The organism is Sphingopyxis bauzanensis (assembly GCF_002205675.1).
GTDB classification, from domain to species: Bacteria; Pseudomonadota; Alphaproteobacteria; order Sphingomonadales; family Sphingomonadaceae; genus Sphingopyxis; species Sphingopyxis bauzanensis.
Window position 1 is genome coordinate 607,951 of sequence record NZ_NISK01000002.1, and the last position, 14,078, is coordinate 622,028.

The 14,078-nt window shown below is 64.3% G+C and carries 17 protein-coding genes; 4 read left to right on the forward strand and 13 right to left on the reverse strand.

What is annotated here, in order from left to right:
- Nucleotides 1–51: 51 nt before the first annotated feature.
- The 6 genes from CDQ92_RS09540 to CDQ92_RS09565 are packed head-to-tail and all read right to left on the reverse strand — an operon-like array spanning nt 52 to nt 6,313.
- Entirely contained in the window at nt 52–1,842 is a 1,791-nt protein-coding gene (locus CDQ92_RS09540; RefSeq protein WP_088441133.1) for an SLC13 family permease, read from the reverse strand.
- A 7-nt stretch (nt 1,843–1,849) separates the two neighbouring features.
- Nucleotides 1,850–2,926 carry a chorismate synthase gene (gene aroC / locus CDQ92_RS09545; protein ID WP_088441134.1) on the reverse strand — a complete coding sequence of 359 codons (1,077 nt, stop codon included), beginning with the start codon at nt 2,924–2,926 and terminating at the stop codon, nt 1,850–1,852.
- A 3-nt stretch (nt 2,927–2,929) separates the two neighbouring features.
- The gene (locus CDQ92_RS09550; protein WP_158213816.1) at nt 2,930–3,460 is read right to left on the reverse strand and encodes a GNAT family N-acetyltransferase; all 531 of its coding nucleotides are present in this window, start codon (nt 3,458–3,460) and stop codon (nt 2,930–2,932) included.
- Nucleotides 3,453–4,280 (reverse strand): enoyl-ACP reductase FabI, encoded by an 828-nt coding sequence (fabI, locus tag CDQ92_RS09555; RefSeq protein ID WP_088441136.1) that lies wholly within the window; start codon nt 4,278–4,280, stop codon nt 3,453–3,455. The genes CDQ92_RS09550 and fabI overlap by 8 nt, the downstream gene beginning before the upstream one ends.
- Nucleotides 4,277–5,317 (reverse strand): YihY/virulence factor BrkB family protein, encoded by a 1,041-nt coding sequence (locus CDQ92_RS09560; protein WP_373289631.1) that lies wholly within the window; start codon nt 5,315–5,317, stop codon nt 4,277–4,279. Before CDQ92_RS09560 ends, fabI begins: the two co-directional genes overlap by 4 nt.
- A 60-nt stretch (nt 5,318–5,377) precedes the next feature.
- The gene (locus tag CDQ92_RS09565; RefSeq protein WP_088441137.1) at nt 5,378–6,313 is read right to left on the reverse strand and encodes a DnaJ C-terminal domain-containing protein; all 936 of its coding nucleotides are present in this window, start codon (nt 6,311–6,313) and stop codon (nt 5,378–5,380) included.
- 125 nt (nt 6,314–6,438) lie between these two features.
- On the opposite strand from CDQ92_RS09565, the gene pdxH reads away from it, so the two are divergent.
- The gene (pdxH, locus tag CDQ92_RS09570; protein ID WP_088441508.1) at nt 6,439–7,017 is read left to right on the forward strand and encodes a pyridoxamine 5'-phosphate oxidase; all 579 of its coding nucleotides are present in this window, start codon (nt 6,439–6,441) and stop codon (nt 7,015–7,017) included.
- Nucleotides 7,014–7,847, forward strand: coding sequence for a PhzF family phenazine biosynthesis protein (locus CDQ92_RS09575; protein WP_088441138.1), 834 nt, complete (start codon nt 7,014–7,016; stop codon nt 7,845–7,847). The genes pdxH and CDQ92_RS09575 overlap by 4 nt, the downstream gene beginning before the upstream one ends.
- Here CDQ92_RS09575 and CDQ92_RS09580 read toward each other — a convergent pair.
- Nucleotides 7,842–8,999: a serine hydrolase domain-containing protein gene (locus tag CDQ92_RS09580; RefSeq protein WP_088441139.1), complete on the reverse strand. Its 1,158-nt coding sequence runs from the start codon at nt 8,997–8,999 to the stop codon at nt 7,842–7,844. The two genes, CDQ92_RS09575 and CDQ92_RS09580, sit on opposite strands and share 6 nt — an antisense overlap.
- Before the next feature lie 7 nt (nt 9,000–9,006).
- Between CDQ92_RS09580 and CDQ92_RS09585 the strand changes: the two genes are divergently transcribed.
- Nucleotides 9,007–9,429 (forward strand): hypothetical protein, encoded by a 423-nt coding sequence (locus CDQ92_RS09585; protein ID WP_188682337.1) that lies wholly within the window; start codon nt 9,007–9,009, stop codon nt 9,427–9,429.
- Here CDQ92_RS09585 and CDQ92_RS09590 read toward each other — a convergent pair.
- The 6 genes from CDQ92_RS09590 to CDQ92_RS09615 all read right to left on the reverse strand — a co-directional run bounded on the left by CDQ92_RS09590 (nt 9,426) and on the right by CDQ92_RS09615 (nt 13,407).
- Complete coding sequence (locus CDQ92_RS09590) at nt 9,426–9,671, reverse strand: hypothetical protein (RefSeq protein ID WP_088441140.1); 246 nt, start codon at nt 9,669–9,671, stop codon at nt 9,426–9,428. The genes CDQ92_RS09585 and CDQ92_RS09590 overlap by 4 nt on opposite strands.
- 3 nt (nt 9,672–9,674) lie before the next feature.
- Nucleotides 9,675–10,373, reverse strand: coding sequence for a helix-turn-helix domain-containing protein (locus tag CDQ92_RS09595; protein ID WP_144035735.1), 699 nt, complete (start codon nt 10,371–10,373; stop codon nt 9,675–9,677).
- Nucleotides 10,374–10,677: 304 nt separating this feature from the next.
- Entirely contained in the window at nt 10,678–11,601 is a 924-nt protein-coding gene (locus CDQ92_RS09600) for an alpha/beta fold hydrolase (protein ID WP_088441510.1), read from the reverse strand.
- 272 nt (nt 11,602–11,873) lie between these two features.
- The gene (locus tag CDQ92_RS09605; RefSeq protein ID WP_088441142.1) at nt 11,874–12,755 is read right to left on the reverse strand and encodes a pirin family protein; all 882 of its coding nucleotides are present in this window, start codon (nt 12,753–12,755) and stop codon (nt 11,874–11,876) included.
- A 2-nt stretch (nt 12,756–12,757) separates the two neighbouring features.
- The gene (locus CDQ92_RS09610) at nt 12,758–13,132 is read right to left on the reverse strand and encodes a cupin domain-containing protein (RefSeq protein ID WP_088441143.1); all 375 of its coding nucleotides are present in this window, start codon (nt 13,130–13,132) and stop codon (nt 12,758–12,760) included.
- Nucleotides 13,129–13,407 (reverse strand): BolA family protein, encoded by a 279-nt coding sequence (locus CDQ92_RS09615; protein ID WP_169714553.1) that lies wholly within the window; start codon nt 13,405–13,407, stop codon nt 13,129–13,131. The genes CDQ92_RS09610 and CDQ92_RS09615 overlap by 4 nt, the downstream gene beginning before the upstream one ends.
- A 64-nt stretch (nt 13,408–13,471) precedes the next feature.
- On the opposite strand from CDQ92_RS09615, the gene CDQ92_RS09620 reads away from it, so the two are divergent.
- Nucleotides 13,472–14,065, forward strand: a complete 594-nt coding sequence (locus tag CDQ92_RS09620; RefSeq protein ID WP_088441144.1) for a DnaJ domain-containing protein — start codon at nt 13,472–13,474, stop codon at nt 14,063–14,065.
- Nucleotides 14,066–14,078: the final 13 nt, after the last annotated feature.

The window sequence follows — 14,078 nt, forward strand, 5'->3', positions numbered from 1 at the left end:
GCGCGCACCCTTCACCATATCGGCGCCGAGGTCCAGCCCGGCAGCGCTGCATTACATCAGGAAGGAAATCGCAACCACGGTCGCTGCGCCGACGCACAAGGTCATCGGAATGCCCGCCTTGAAAAAATCGACGAAACGGTAATTGCCCGCGGCATAGACGAGGGTGTTCGTCTGATATCCGATCGGGGTCGCGAAGCTGGCCGATGCCGCGAACATCACCGCGACCACCAGGGGATAGGGATCAACACCCAGGTCGCGTGCGACCGCGATCGCCAGCGGCGTGACGAGGATCGCGACCGCGTTGTTGGTGACAATCTCGGTCAACAGGACCGACACGATATAGGTCGCCAGCACCAGACCCCATGGCGGCACATCGCGCAGGAAGGGGGTCAGTTCGGCGACCACCAGCGCGACGCTGCCTGAATTTTCAAGCGCCAGCCCAACTGCAAGCATGGCAAATATCAGCACCAGTACATTGCCGTCGATCGAATCCCATGCCTCGTCGGCATCGATACAGCGCGTCACCAGGATCAACCCGACGCCGATGATCGCTGCAACGCCTATGTCCATAATATTGAACGTCGCCAGCATCACCACACCGATCAGCGCACCGATGGCGATTGGCGCCTTGCTGCGCCTGAACTCGCGCTCGCTGGTCGATCCCACGCCGTACAGGTGGGGATTGCCATACATCTGCTCAATCTGGTCGGCGGGGCCGGTGACGAGCACGCGGTCGATTGCCTGGACGCGGGCATTGGGCAAATCGGGACCGGGGGTCTTGCGAAAGCGCGCGATACCGAGGATGCGGACACGGAGCGCCGACAAGAACGGAATTTCGACCAGTCGTCGCCCGATTGCGGGATGGCTGGGGGCAATCATCGCTTCGACGATCGTGTCGTCGTCCTGATCGACGTCGTCATGGCCTGCGGTCAGCCCGATTGCGACATTCTTGTTGGCGCGCAGGGACAGCAGCTCGGCGAGTTCGAGGCGCAGGACTAAGCGGTCGTCCGCCTCCAGCACCTCGTCGACCAGCCCCGAGCGCCGCAGTGTGGCGCCGCGCTTCAGCGCGACAAGCTTGACGTTGGCGCGCTTGGCGAGCGGGATGTCGCCGATCCGGCGCCCAACCAGATTCCCGTCCTTCAGAATGCGAATTTCCGACAGGAAGGCGCGATGGTCCTGGCCCAGCGCGATCTGGCTCGACGCCTCCTCGGGGAGGAACCGCCGCGCGATGAAAAGCATCGCAAACGCCCCCACCACGCCGGCGACAAGGCCGACAGGGGTGATCGTGAAGATGCCGAAACGCGTGAGCCCTGCATCCTGCGCAACCGACGCCACCAACAGATTGGTCGATGTACCGATCAGCGTCGTGGTGCCGCCAAGGATCGCGACATAGGAGAGCGGGATCAGTAGGCGCTTCGCACTGAGGCCGAGTGCCTGCGCCAACTTGAGCATGATCGGGATCATCACGACGACGACGGGCGTATTGTTCAGAAACGCCGAGGCGACATAAACGCCAAGGAACATCTCGGCGAGCGCCAGCTTGGGATGCTGCTGCGCGCGCGCGATAATCCGGCTGGCGATGGCGTCAAGCGTGCCGGTGCGCAGTAGCGCCCCCGACAGGATGAACATCGCACCAATGGTCACCGGTGCCGAGTTGGAAAAGACCGAGAAAAGATCTTTGCCCGACAAAATGCCCATGAACAGGAATGTACAGGTACCGAGGATCGCAACTACCGTTGCCGGGAAGCGCTCCATCACGAACCCGATGAACATTAGGCCCAGGATCGCGAGACCGATGAACGCTTGATAGTCGGCGATGAAGGCCTGGCCGGCCGCGATCATGCGTCGGTCACCCGCACTGCGCGCGGTGGAGAAGTTTGTGATCGGCAAGGACGAGCGCCATCATCGCCTCGACCACCGGGGCGCCGCGGATGCCGACGCACGGGTCGTGACGGCCCTTGGTAACGATGTCGGCGGCCTCGCCCGCCTTGTTGATCGTCGGCACCGGGGTCAGGATCGAGCTCGTCGGCTTGAACGCGACGCGGACGACGACCGGCTGGCCGGTTGAAATGCCGCCCGCGATGCCGCCGGCGTTGTTCGACAGGAAATCGGGGCGGTTGCTGCCGTCGGTCGCAGGGCGCATCGGGTCCGCATTTTCCTCACCGCGCAGGCGCGCCGCTTGAAAGCCCGCGCCAATTTCGACGCCCTTCACCGCGTTGATCCCCATCATTGCGGCGGCAAGGTCGCTGTCGAGCTTGGCATAAATCGGCGCGCCCCAGCCGGCGGGAACGCCGCTGGCGGCGCATTCGATCACCGCGCCGAGCGAGCTGCCTGATTTGCGCGCCGCGTCCATCAGGCCTTCCCAGCGGTGCGCCGCGGCGGGGTCGGGACAGAAAAAGGGATTACGATCAATTTCTTCGAGATCGAAATTGGCAGGGTCGATCGCATCGCCGCCGATTTCGGCGACCCACGCGTGGATCTGCACCTCGGGAATCACTAGCCGCGCGACGCCGCCCGCAGCCACGCGCGCCGCGGTCTCGCGCGCGCTCGATCGGCCGCCGCCGCGATAGTCGCGGATGCCATATTTGGCGTCATAGCTGTAATCGGCGTGGCCGGGGCGATAGGCCTGCGCGATGTCGCCATAATCTTTCGATCGTTGATCGACATTGTCGATCATCAGGCTGATCGGGGTGCCCGTGGTCTTGCCCTCGAACACGCCCGACAGGATGCGGACCTGATCGGGCTCCTGTCGCTGCGTCGTGTGGCGCGACTGGCCGGGGCGGCGCTTGTCGAGGAAGGGCTGGATATCGGCTTCGGACAGCGACAGCCGCGGCGGGCAGCCATCGACGACGGCGCCGAGCGCGGGGCAATGACTTTCCCCCCAGGTGGTAAAGCGAAGGACGCGTCCGAAGCTGTTGAAACTCATCGCCTATCCCATCCAGCCGAATGCAGGTGCATAGTCTGCCCGCCCGCCTAGCGGCCAAGCCGCGTCCGAGTCCAGCATCATCGCCATGAAATGCGGGCCGGCGAACGGAGAGGCAAAACGCGCGGCAAGTTCGAGCGAGTAGCCGAAGCGCGGGTAGTAGTTTTCGTGGCCAAGGACAAAACTGATCGCACAGCCCTGTTCGCGCAGCGCCGCGAGTCCGGCGCGAATTAGCGCTTCGCCAACACCCTGGCGATGCAACGCCGGTGCGACGGCGACGGGCGCGAGCCCTGCCGCCGACAAAGTCTGGCCGCCGGCTTCGACCGCCATCCGACTGAACAGCGCATGCCCCGCAACGGAGCCGCCCTGTTCCGCGACTAGCGAAACCAATGTGTCGCCGTCCGCGTCCAACGCCCGCACCAAATCAGCCTCGCCCTGATAACCGAACTCGGTCGTCGCAAACGCGGCGCGGTGAAGCGCGTCGATCGCATCGCCATCCGCCGCCGTCGCGGCGCGGATGACGAATCCGTCAGACAAGCGCGATATCCGGGGCGTCTTCCTGTTTCATGCCGACGGTGTGGTAGCCTGCATCGACATGGTGCGTCTCGCCGGTCACGCCGCTCGCCAGATCGCTGAGCAGATACAGCGCCGAACCGCCAACATCGTCGATGGTGACGTTGCGGCGTAGCGGGGCATTATGCTCGTTCCATTTGAGGATCAGGCGGAAGTCGCCGATGCCCGATGCGGCGAGCGTCTTGATCGGCCCCGCCGAGATCGCGTTCACGCGCACCCCCTGCGGACCGTAATCATTGGCGAGATATTTCACACTGGTTTCCAGCGCCGACTTGGCGACGCCCATGACATTGTAGTGCGGGATCACCTTTTCGGCGCCATAATAGCTGAGCGTCAACATCGCGCCGCCGCCCTTGCCGGTTTCGGGATCGAGCGGCTGCATCATCGCGACTGCGCGCTTGGCGACCGCGGTAAAGCTGTAGACGCTGATATTCATTGTCATCAGGAAGTCGTCGAGCGTCACGTCGGCGTAATGGCCGCGCAGCGCCTCCTTGTTGGTATAACCGATGGCATGGACGACAAAGTCGATCGTCGGCCAGCGCGCCGCGAGCGTCGCAAAGGTCGCATCGAGATTGTCCATGTCCGACACGTCGCAATCGATCAGCAGGTCGCAGCCAAGCTCGTCGGCCAGCGGCTTCACCCGCTTGAGCATCACATCGCCCTGATAAGAAATCGCCAGTTCGGCGCCATGCGCGCTGAGCGCCTTGGCAATGCCCCAGGCGAGCGACTTGTCGTTGGCGAGCCCCATGATCAGCCCGCGCTTGCCCTGCATCAAACCCGTCATTCTGCGTCTCCGGCCTTTTCCATAATGATGTCGTCGACGGGTCCAATAGCGTCGCGGCCCAAATCCTCAACCTCGACGAGCGCGGCGTTGAGTTCGGCGCCCATCACCATACCCAATCCGACGAGATAGAAAAAGAACAGTGCGACCATCACACCCGCGAGGCTGCCGTAGGTTGCGTCATAGCTAAGCAAGCTGGCCAGCAGCGGCGGCAACGCTAGCGTGACGCCAATCCACCACAGCGTGGTGAACAGCGCACCCGGCCATTTGGGGAACTTCCGCGTGCGGTATTTGGACGGGGTGAGCGAGTAAAACAGCATGTAGATCGCCACGAACAGGCCCAGGCCGGAAACCCCGCGCGAGATCGCTACCACACCCCACGACTGATATTGTTCGGGCAGCACCCGCGTCACAAACTGTTCGATACCGACGATCAGCACCTGCATGCTGAAAGACAGCAGCATCAGGACGACGGCGCCGGTGATGATACCGATCGACAGCAGCCGATAGTGGAAGAAGCCCTTGCTGAAATGGGTGCCATAGGCGCGGCGCAGGATGTCGCGCACGGTTTCGATCAGGCTGCCCACCGTCCACAGCGCGACGAGCGCCCCGAGCCACAGAAAGATGCCGGTACGCGCACTCATCACTTCTCGGATCGGCCCCGACAGCGCGTTGGCGACGGTGGGCGGCATGGTCGAAAACACCGCCTCGATCGCCGCTTCCCCGCCGACACTGCCACCGAGCAGCGAGAAGGCGGCTGCGAGCAGGATGAAAAAGGGGAAAAGCGCGATCAGCGCCAGGTAGGCCAGATTGCCAGCGTGGATGAAGCCGTCGGTATAGGTACCCACGACGACGCGGCGGACGATCTTGAAGGCGCGCGTTCCCGGCCCGAGCGTTTCGCGGCCGCGGTGGATCAACCCTTGGGCGCGGGCGCGCAGCTGAAACCGCTTGGCGCGCTCGGCGCGCGCTTCGGGCGAGTGCGGGGAATGCCCGCCCGCCAGAAATTCCTGATCGACCTCATTGGCAACCCGGCGTGCCAATTCGTCGATGGCGGCGGCCTCGGCGGCTGTGCGGCCTTTGGGAGCGGCGTCAGCCACGCATCAGACGCCGAGGTCCGCCCGCACCGCACGTGGATCGGTCCAGTCGCCGAGCAAGGCCGACAGCGCAGCATGGTCGGCGGGCAGATCGACCATCAAGCGGACGAGTTGGTCACCGCGATCGCCGCTCTTCTGACTAAAACCCTTGCCTTTTAGCCGCATAACCTTGCCCGATGATGACCCGGCGGGGACCGACAACATCACCGGTCCATCGACCGTCGGCACCTTGACCTTGGCCCCCTTGACCGCCTCGTCCAACGTCACCGGCAGGTCGAGCCGGATGTTGGCGCCGTCGCGCTCGAAAAACGGATGGTCCTTCACGGTGATCGTGACGATCCCGTCGCCAGTGCCGCCCGGCCCCGGCTGGCCCTTGCCGGCCAGCCGCATCTGGGTGCCGCTTTCGACCCCGGCGGGCAGCTTCAGGTCGATCGTGCCGCCATCGGCGAGCGTGATCCGCTGCGGCGCCTGCGTCGCGGCATCGACGAACGACACCGAGAGGCGATAAGCGACGTTGGCGCCCTTTGGCGGCGGCGCGCTGCGCCCACCAAAACCGCCGAACCCACCGCCCGCCGCGGCGCCACCACCGCGCCCGAACAGGCCTTCGAAAATGTCGCCAAAATCGGCGCCTTCGTTGCCGAAACCGCTGAAGCCGCCCGGCCCGGTCCGCTGATCGCCGCGAAACCCGCCCCCGCCGCCATAGCCGAACGGCATCGCCGGATTGCCGTCGCCATCGATCTCGCCGCGGTCGAACTGCGCACGCTTGCTCTTGTCAGACAGGATGTCATAGGCCCGCGTGACCTCGGAGAATTTCTCCGACGCCTTCGGGTTGTCCTTGTTCTTGTCGGGGTGCAATTCCTTGGCGAGCTTGCGATAGGCGGATTTGATCTCCGCTTCGCTCGCGCCTTTTGCGACGCCCAGGGTGGAATAGGGATCTGCCATAGTGTTCCTGTAGCCCGATAAGTGATTGGCCGGGAAGGCCCGATTACGCGTCGATGTGGGAATGTGCCACTAAGCGGTCAAGTTCCGCCTTTCGCGTGGCCCTGCACCGCAGTATGACCGCGCGCATGACAGATGATCCCTTTGCCCTGTTCGATGCGTGGTTTGTCGAGGCGCGGGCGAGCGAACCCAACGATGCCAACGCGATGGCGCTCGCAACGACGACGCCCGACGGGCATCCGTCGCTGCGCATGGTGCTGCTCAAGGGGCATGGTCCAGACGGGTTTATCTTCTATACCAATCTCGACAGCCGCAAAGGCGGCGAGCTGGCGGTTAATCCGCACGTTGCACTGCTTTTCCACTGGAAATCGCTGCGGCGGCAGATCCGCATCGAAGGGCCGGTGGCGGCCGTCGACAATGCCACCGCCGACGCCTATTTCGCGACGCGAAGCCGCGACAGCCAGCTTGGCGCCTGGGCAAGCGAGCAGTCACGCCCGCTCGCCGACCGTGCGACCTTCGAGGCGCGCTTTGCCGACATGCAGGCGCGGTTCGAGGGGCAGGATGTGCCGCGCCCGCCGCGCTGGTCGGGGTGGCGCGTGGCGGCCGCCGCGATCGAATTCTGGCAGGATCGTGCGCACCGCCTACACGAACGCACGGTTTACACCCGCACCGCCAATGGTTGGTCGAGCGGGATGCTCTACCCATGAGCGCGGCGCGGCGGCTGCCGATCAGCCAGGTCGATGCCTTTGCAGACCGCCCGTTCACCGGCAACCCCGCCGCGGTGATGCCGCTCGAGGAATGGCTGGGCGACGGCGTGCTGCAGGCGATCGCGGCCGAGAACAACCTCGCGGAAACGGCCTTTCTGATCCCCGATGAGAGCGGCGAAGCCGATTATGAGCTGCGCTGGTTCACCCCGACAGTCGAAGTTGCGCTGTGCGGTCATGCGACGCTGGCCAGCGGCCATGTGCTCTTGTCGGCGGCGCCATGGCGTCAGGAAATGCGCTTTCGTACCCGCAAGGCGGGAATTTTGCAGGTGTCGCGCATCAATGGAGAGGAAGGCGACGACGCGGGGTATCGCATGGCGTTGCCGTCCTATCCGCCCGCACCCAAAGCGATGCCCGATATCGTCCGGGCGCTTGGCGGCGATCCGGTCGAGACGCAGTGGCACCCCGGCGGTTATGCGATCATCGCCTATCGCGATGCGGCGAGCGTCCGTGCACTGGCGCCCGATTTTCGCGCCCTCAAGGAGGGCGGCGATGTCCTTTACATCGCGACCGCGCCCGGCGATGGCGATCCATCGGGCGCCGACGTCGTCAGCCGTGCCTTTGCCCCGGGCGCGGGGATCGACGAGGATCCTGTCACTGGATCGGCGCACAGCGTGCTGACCCCCTATTGGGCCGCACGGCTGGGGCGCGACGCCTTCGCGGCCTATCAGGCCAGCGCACGTGGCGGCCATGTCGGCTGCCGCCTCGATGGCGACATGGTCGAGCTGACCGGAAACTGCGTCACGACGCTGGTCGGCGATTTCCTGCTATAAAGCGGCGGTCAAATCGGCCAGATGGCGGCGCAGCGCCGGGAATTGTTCACCCTTGGTGACGCCCAACCGGACGATCGTCACTCGCTGCGACGGCGAGACGATGATATATTGCCCCTGATGCCCGATGCAGGCGAACAGGTCATTGGGACCGCGGTCGGGCCACAGGGCGGGCTGCGCCCCCGCGGGACGTTTGCGATTGAGCCAGATATGTCCGCCATAGCCACCGTCGTTCGCCGACGGGCTGAGCATGAAATCCATCCAGCTTTCGGGGAGCAGCCGCTGACCGTTCACGACGCCATGATTGCGCAAAAACTCGCCGAAGCGGGCGTAGTCGCGCGCCGTCGCGTGCATGATCGAGCCGCCGATCATCGTGCCACTGGCGTCGAACTCGGGGGTCAGGCTGGTCATGCCGAGCGGCTCGACAAGGCGCCCCGCGATAAATTCACGCATCGCGTCGCGCCGCGCTGCCGGGCTTCGGGACGGCGTCAGCGTATCAGCCAAGATGTCGGAAAGGATGACACTGGTTGCAGAACTGTAGTTGAAGATTTCGCCGGGCTGCGCCGCCGCGGGTTTGGCTTCGGCAAACCCGGCCATGTCGGGCGCACCGCCACCGAGCAGCATCGCAACGGTGTCGCCCTGCCAGATCGGATCGCCATTTTCGACATGCTCGAGCCCCGCCGACATGTGGAGCAAATGCTTGAGCGTGATGGCACCGCGCGGGTCGCCGCTGCGCTGCCACGCCGCGACCGGCGCCGGGCCGTCGAGCGCCAATTGCCCGTCGGCAACGAGAAAGCCGGTCAGCACCGCGGTGATGCTTTTCGCCATCGACCAGCTGATCAGCTTGGTTTCGGGGCCAAAGCCCGCGGCATAGCGTTCGTAGATCGGCTCACCATCGCGCAGGATAAATAGCGCGCGCGTTTGCCCGACATCCTCGGCATTGACGAACAAGGCATCGGCGCGCGCCTTGATCGCGGCAGGCAGCGCGGGCAGCGGTTGAGGGGTGTCGGTCGCGGCGACCCCATCAAGCGACGCGCCGAATTTGGGCGCAGCCGACGCGGGTGCGATATTGCCCTGCCCCGCCGCCTGTACCAGCGACAAGGCACCGAGCATCGCGAGAGCGGCACTTGCCAGCAGCCGTTTTATGGTGATCATGGGTTGAGTGACTAGCACCAACCCGACCGGTCCTTCAACGGGCGAGACGCCCACCGCGGCACCACTGCCCGAAACCCCCGTCCCGACCCTACCGCGCTCGCGCCAAACGCCGAGCCGCTGGGGCGGCTGCCTGCCGTGGCTGGTCGTTCTTGCGGTGCTGCTGACCGGCTTTGCGATCTGGAAATTCCCGTCGTTCAAGGCCCAGGCCGAACTCGGGTCGGCCTATGCGGCGCGCGTCGGCTGTTCGTGCCGCTATGTTCAGGGGCGCAGCCTGGAGAGCTGCCAAAGCGATTTCGAGCCGGGGATGGAGATGGTGTCGCTGAGCGAAGACCCGGCGACCAAGACGGTAACCGGCAGCGTCCCGCTGCTCGCATCGCGCAGCGCGCGTTATGCAGGCGCGAGTGGCTGTCTGCTGCGGCCCGAAGACTAAGCCGCGATCCGGCGCGCCGCGAGCGCGACCGCCGCCGGGGCGCCGAACACCAACAGCCAAATCCCCGCTTCCTCGGCCCATCCGTAACCGGCGTACAGCACCCCGACGAGCAGATTACCGATCGAAACGACAAACCACAGGATCAGGAAGATCCGCATCGCCCGCGCCGCGTCGCGGACCGTGAGGCGGAGCACGATCAGCAGCGCCATTCCGGCGAGCAGCATGATAGCGGTGTGCGACATCGATTAATCCTCCCAGGCTGGCGGCAAAATCGCCGAAACATGGCGCCGTCGCCACTCGCCCGGTGACATGCCCAGCTTGCGGCGAAAGATCGCGCACAGATGGGCATGGCTGGAAAAGCCGGTAGCAAAGGCAATTTCGGCGACCGACAGCGGGCGGTTCATCAGGAACCAGCAGGCGCGGCGCAGCCGCTGGCGCAGCATATATTGCGCCGGGGTGTAACCGATCGCGCGCGCGAAATGGACGATCAGGCTGTTGACCGACATGCCCACTTCCGCCGCCATCTCTTCGACGGTCAGCGACAGTTCTAGCTGAGTCTGAATATGCGCCAACAGGTCGTTGATACGCTGCGTGACCGCGGACGGGTCGGGTCGCACCACCATCGCCTCCAGCGTTTTGGCAAGGATGGTCACCAGCGCATCGGCGGCAGCGGCGTCGCCCGCCGCCAAGGCGCGCACGAACGCAGCCAGTGCCATGTCATAATGCCCTGCGAGCGCCCGCGTGTCCGACGCCACCGCCAGCCGCGCGCTCGGAATTTCAACCTCGATATAGCGAACCGCCCCGCCCTTTGCTTCGCCGTAATAGCGACGTCCGGCGGGCGCCAGCCACATCTCGCCGGGCAAAGGATCGCCGAGCGACGTCCTGCGATCGTCGAGCCAGGTTTCCAGCCAGTGATAACTTCCCGCTTCATACAAGTAGAGCACATGGACGTCGCGTTCGACGGTCCAGTTCGTCGGGCCATCATGCGGTCAACGATCGAGGCGACCCTGAGTCCTCCCACTTCCATGACGGAAGTATGGCAAGTTAGGGAGAATGTGAAAGCCTGCCATTTGTACCAAACCTATGGTTAAATCGACGCTCCAAATTTCCCGGAAACCCCGGAAATTATGTAAAAAAAGTCTGTTGGCAGACCCTTTCGCGCGTGGAGGATGCGCATGACCAGCCCCCCAGGCGGGCGGCGAATACGCCGCCCGCCACTTTTTTTGGCCAAAGGGAAATTGCAGTAATTCAGTCGGTCGTGAGGAAGTCGTCCATCGCGGCATTGACCGCGTCCGGCGCCTCCCACGGCACGAAATGGCCGCAATCGGGAACATGCTTGATCCGCACATTGGGGACAAGGTCGGCGATCCCGTCAAGGTTGCACGGCGGCAGCGCGACATCGTCGAGCGCCCAGATGACCAGCGTCGGGATGGTGAGCGTGGGAAACTGCATTGCTGGCGGTTCGGCATAGGGCGCAGCCATCGCCGGGACCACCGCGGGCGATCCGCGATACCAGTTGATCATCGCGCGACAGGCGTCGCGATCCTCCCAATCCTTCAGTAACCGCGCGATTTCGTCGGGCGGCTGGATGCCCCCGCTGGGTACGCGTCCCGCAAAGGCATGCGCAAGGATACCGGCGATGCCATGTTCCTCGATGACCGCGTCGCTCGCGGGGTCGCGGAAAATGCTGATGTACTGGCTTGCCGCGCGCTGCTGTTCGTTGGTCAGAAGCAAGCGCTGAAAGATCGCCGGGTGCGGGGCGTTGGCGATCACGGCGCGCGTCACGCGCCCCGACCACACCGGATGCAGCCCGCTCGGCTGGCCGCCCAACGCCACCCCCCAGGCAATCGCCCCGCCCCAGTCGTGACCGACGACGGTGAACTCCTCGATACCCAGTGCATCGGCGAGCGCGAAAATATCGGCGATCAACTTGTCGGGGGTGTAGGACGCCGCGTCCTGTGGCTTCGACGACCCGCGATAGCCGCGTTGGTCGGGCGCGATGCAGCGAAAGCGTTTCGAGAAATGCGGCAGCTGATAGCGCCAGGTACGATGCGATTCGGGGAAGCCGTGGAGAAAGATTAACGCCGACGCGTCACGTGGTCCAATGTCGACGACGTCGAGTTCAACGCCAGTCGAAAGCTTCACGCGCTGTTGTTCGAAATCGCCGATCATCGACATCGCTCCTTTGGTTTTAATTCAAAACCTGATGGAGAGGATCGGCACGGCTGGCAAGTGGCCTGCATCCCGAAGTCAACTGCCGCCGACCTCAAGAAGGCGCGCACCCCCCGCTTTGGCTTGCCTTTGACACATAGCCCTCCCTTTTAGGGGTGGGTGCGAGCGCTAGCGAGCCGAGCCAGAACGCCGCCTTTGGCGGCGACCCACCCCCGGCCCCTCCCTGAGATGGAGGGGAGAAGAGATGTCGACTTCCGGTCGTTGGCCAACCTTCACGGATAGCTCACCGTCTTCGGCACGTCGGGAATCGGAATAAACTCCTCGCTATCCCCCGGAACGAGCGGAAATTTGCCATCCTTCCAGTCGTGCTTCGCTTGATTGATGCGATCACGCGACGAGCTCACGAAATTCCACCATACGTGGCGCGGCGTCGCGAAGGCTTCGCCGCCGAGAAGCATTACGCGCGCATCGCTGTCGGCGCGCAGCGTCATCCCCTGCCCGGGTTTCAATATATAGAGGCTGTAACGGTCGAGCTTTTCGCCATCGAGGCTCGCGTCACCCAGCGCGACGAGCACGGCGCGCTCGTCGGCCTCGGCCTCGACCGGAATGCTCGACCCGGCGTTCATCAAAATATCGGCGTAGATCGTCGCGGCATGCTGGGTGATCGGCGAGGTCGCGCCCCACAGACTACCCATGATGACCCGTGCCGACACGCCGCCGTCCTCAATCAGCGGCAAATCGTCCTTCGCGACATGCTCGAATGCCGCATCGATCTCTTCCTTGCCATCGGGCAGCGCGAGCCAGGTTTGCATTCCTGAAATGCCAGAGCCTGCAGCGCGCTCGGCGGCAGGGGTGCGTTCCGAATGGACGATGCCGCTACCCGCGGTCATCAGGTTGCAAGCGCCGGGGCGGATCGTTGCCAGCGTACCCAGGCTATCGCGATGATCGATCGCGCCCTCGAACAAATAGGTGACGGTCGCCAGGTTGATATGCGGATGCGGGCGCACATCCATGCCGGTACCGATGTCGAAATGCGCCGGACCAAACTGGTCGACAAAAATGAAGGGGCCGACCATCGTGCGCGCCTTGTTGGGCAGCGTCCGCCGCACTTCAAAGGCGCCCAGATCGTGGGTCGAGGGGGTGATGATATCCATCTTCAGTCCAGCCTTTCCAGCGTTCGCCGCGTCTTCTCGGTCTCGACATTGCCGGTGTTCAGGGTTGATCCGGGTTCGAGCAACACGACATGGCATTCGCCGCCCAGCGCCTCGGGACAATGTTCGACACCGCACGGCACGATGATGAACTCGCCCGGCTCCACGATCACGTCGCCAGTTCGCAGCCCCATTTTCATCCTTCCGGCGATGACGAGGAATAATTCGTCCTCTGAATAATGATGATGCCAGTCAAACTTGCCGTCGAGCTTAACCAGCTTGACCTGAAAATTGTTGATGTCGCCCGCGACATGCGGGCTCCAGGCTTCGGGGATTCTTGCAAAGGCTTCGGCGAGATTGACCTTGGCGACCATCGTCATTCTCCAGGCGCTGTTGCCTTGATCGCGAGCGCGTGAACGCGCTGCCCCGGCAAATCGCCGAGCGCCTTGTTCACCGTGCGTTGGCGGGCGACGCGATCCATCCCGGAAAAGCCCGCCCATTCGATGGTCAGGCTGAAATGCGATTCGCCCGATCCATCGTCGCCCGCGTGGCCGTGATGGCTGGCACTATCGTTGCTCAGGTCGAAAGTGGCGTCGGGAAAAGCTGCACGGAGCATGCTTTCCATCTCTTGCTGCACGGGGCCATTGCTGCTCATGGGGTTGACCATAACCGCTCCGTCGCCAAATTATAAGACCTCCCCCATCTCTTGAAAGCGCATTTTGCCGACGCCTCCCCGCCCCAACCGTTTCCATGGTCGTGTCCCGCGCGACGAACCCTGCGCCGCGCCCGGATGCCGTGAAGCGGGCGAGTTTCGCGCCCCGATGTCGTGGACGCGCTCTCCGGACGGACCGCCGCAATATCGCTGGCTGTGCCTCGACCATGTCCGCGAATTCAACGCGGGATATAATTTCTTCGAGGGCATGAACCCCGACCAGATCATGGCGGCGCAGTCGCCGACCGCGGGATGGGAGACCGAAAGCCGCAGCTTTCGCGCCGCGGGCAGCGCCGACCTGCCGCCGCGCTGGGCCGATTTCAAGGATCCGATCGATGCGCTGGGCGCGCGTTTTCGCCAGCGGATGGACGAGGCGCGGCGCGAGGCGGCCAATCCGGGGCTGACGCGTGAGGAGCATAGCGCAATGCAATTGCTCGGCCTCGCCGCCGACGCCGACCGCGCCGCGCTGCGGCGACGTTACAGCGAGCTCGTCCGCCGCTATCATCCCGACCGCAACGGCGGCGACCGCAGTTTCGAGTCGCGGCTGGGTGAGGTCGTCGCGGCGTATCAATTGCTCCGCAAGACCAAGGCCTTTGCTTGAGGGGACAGGTGCG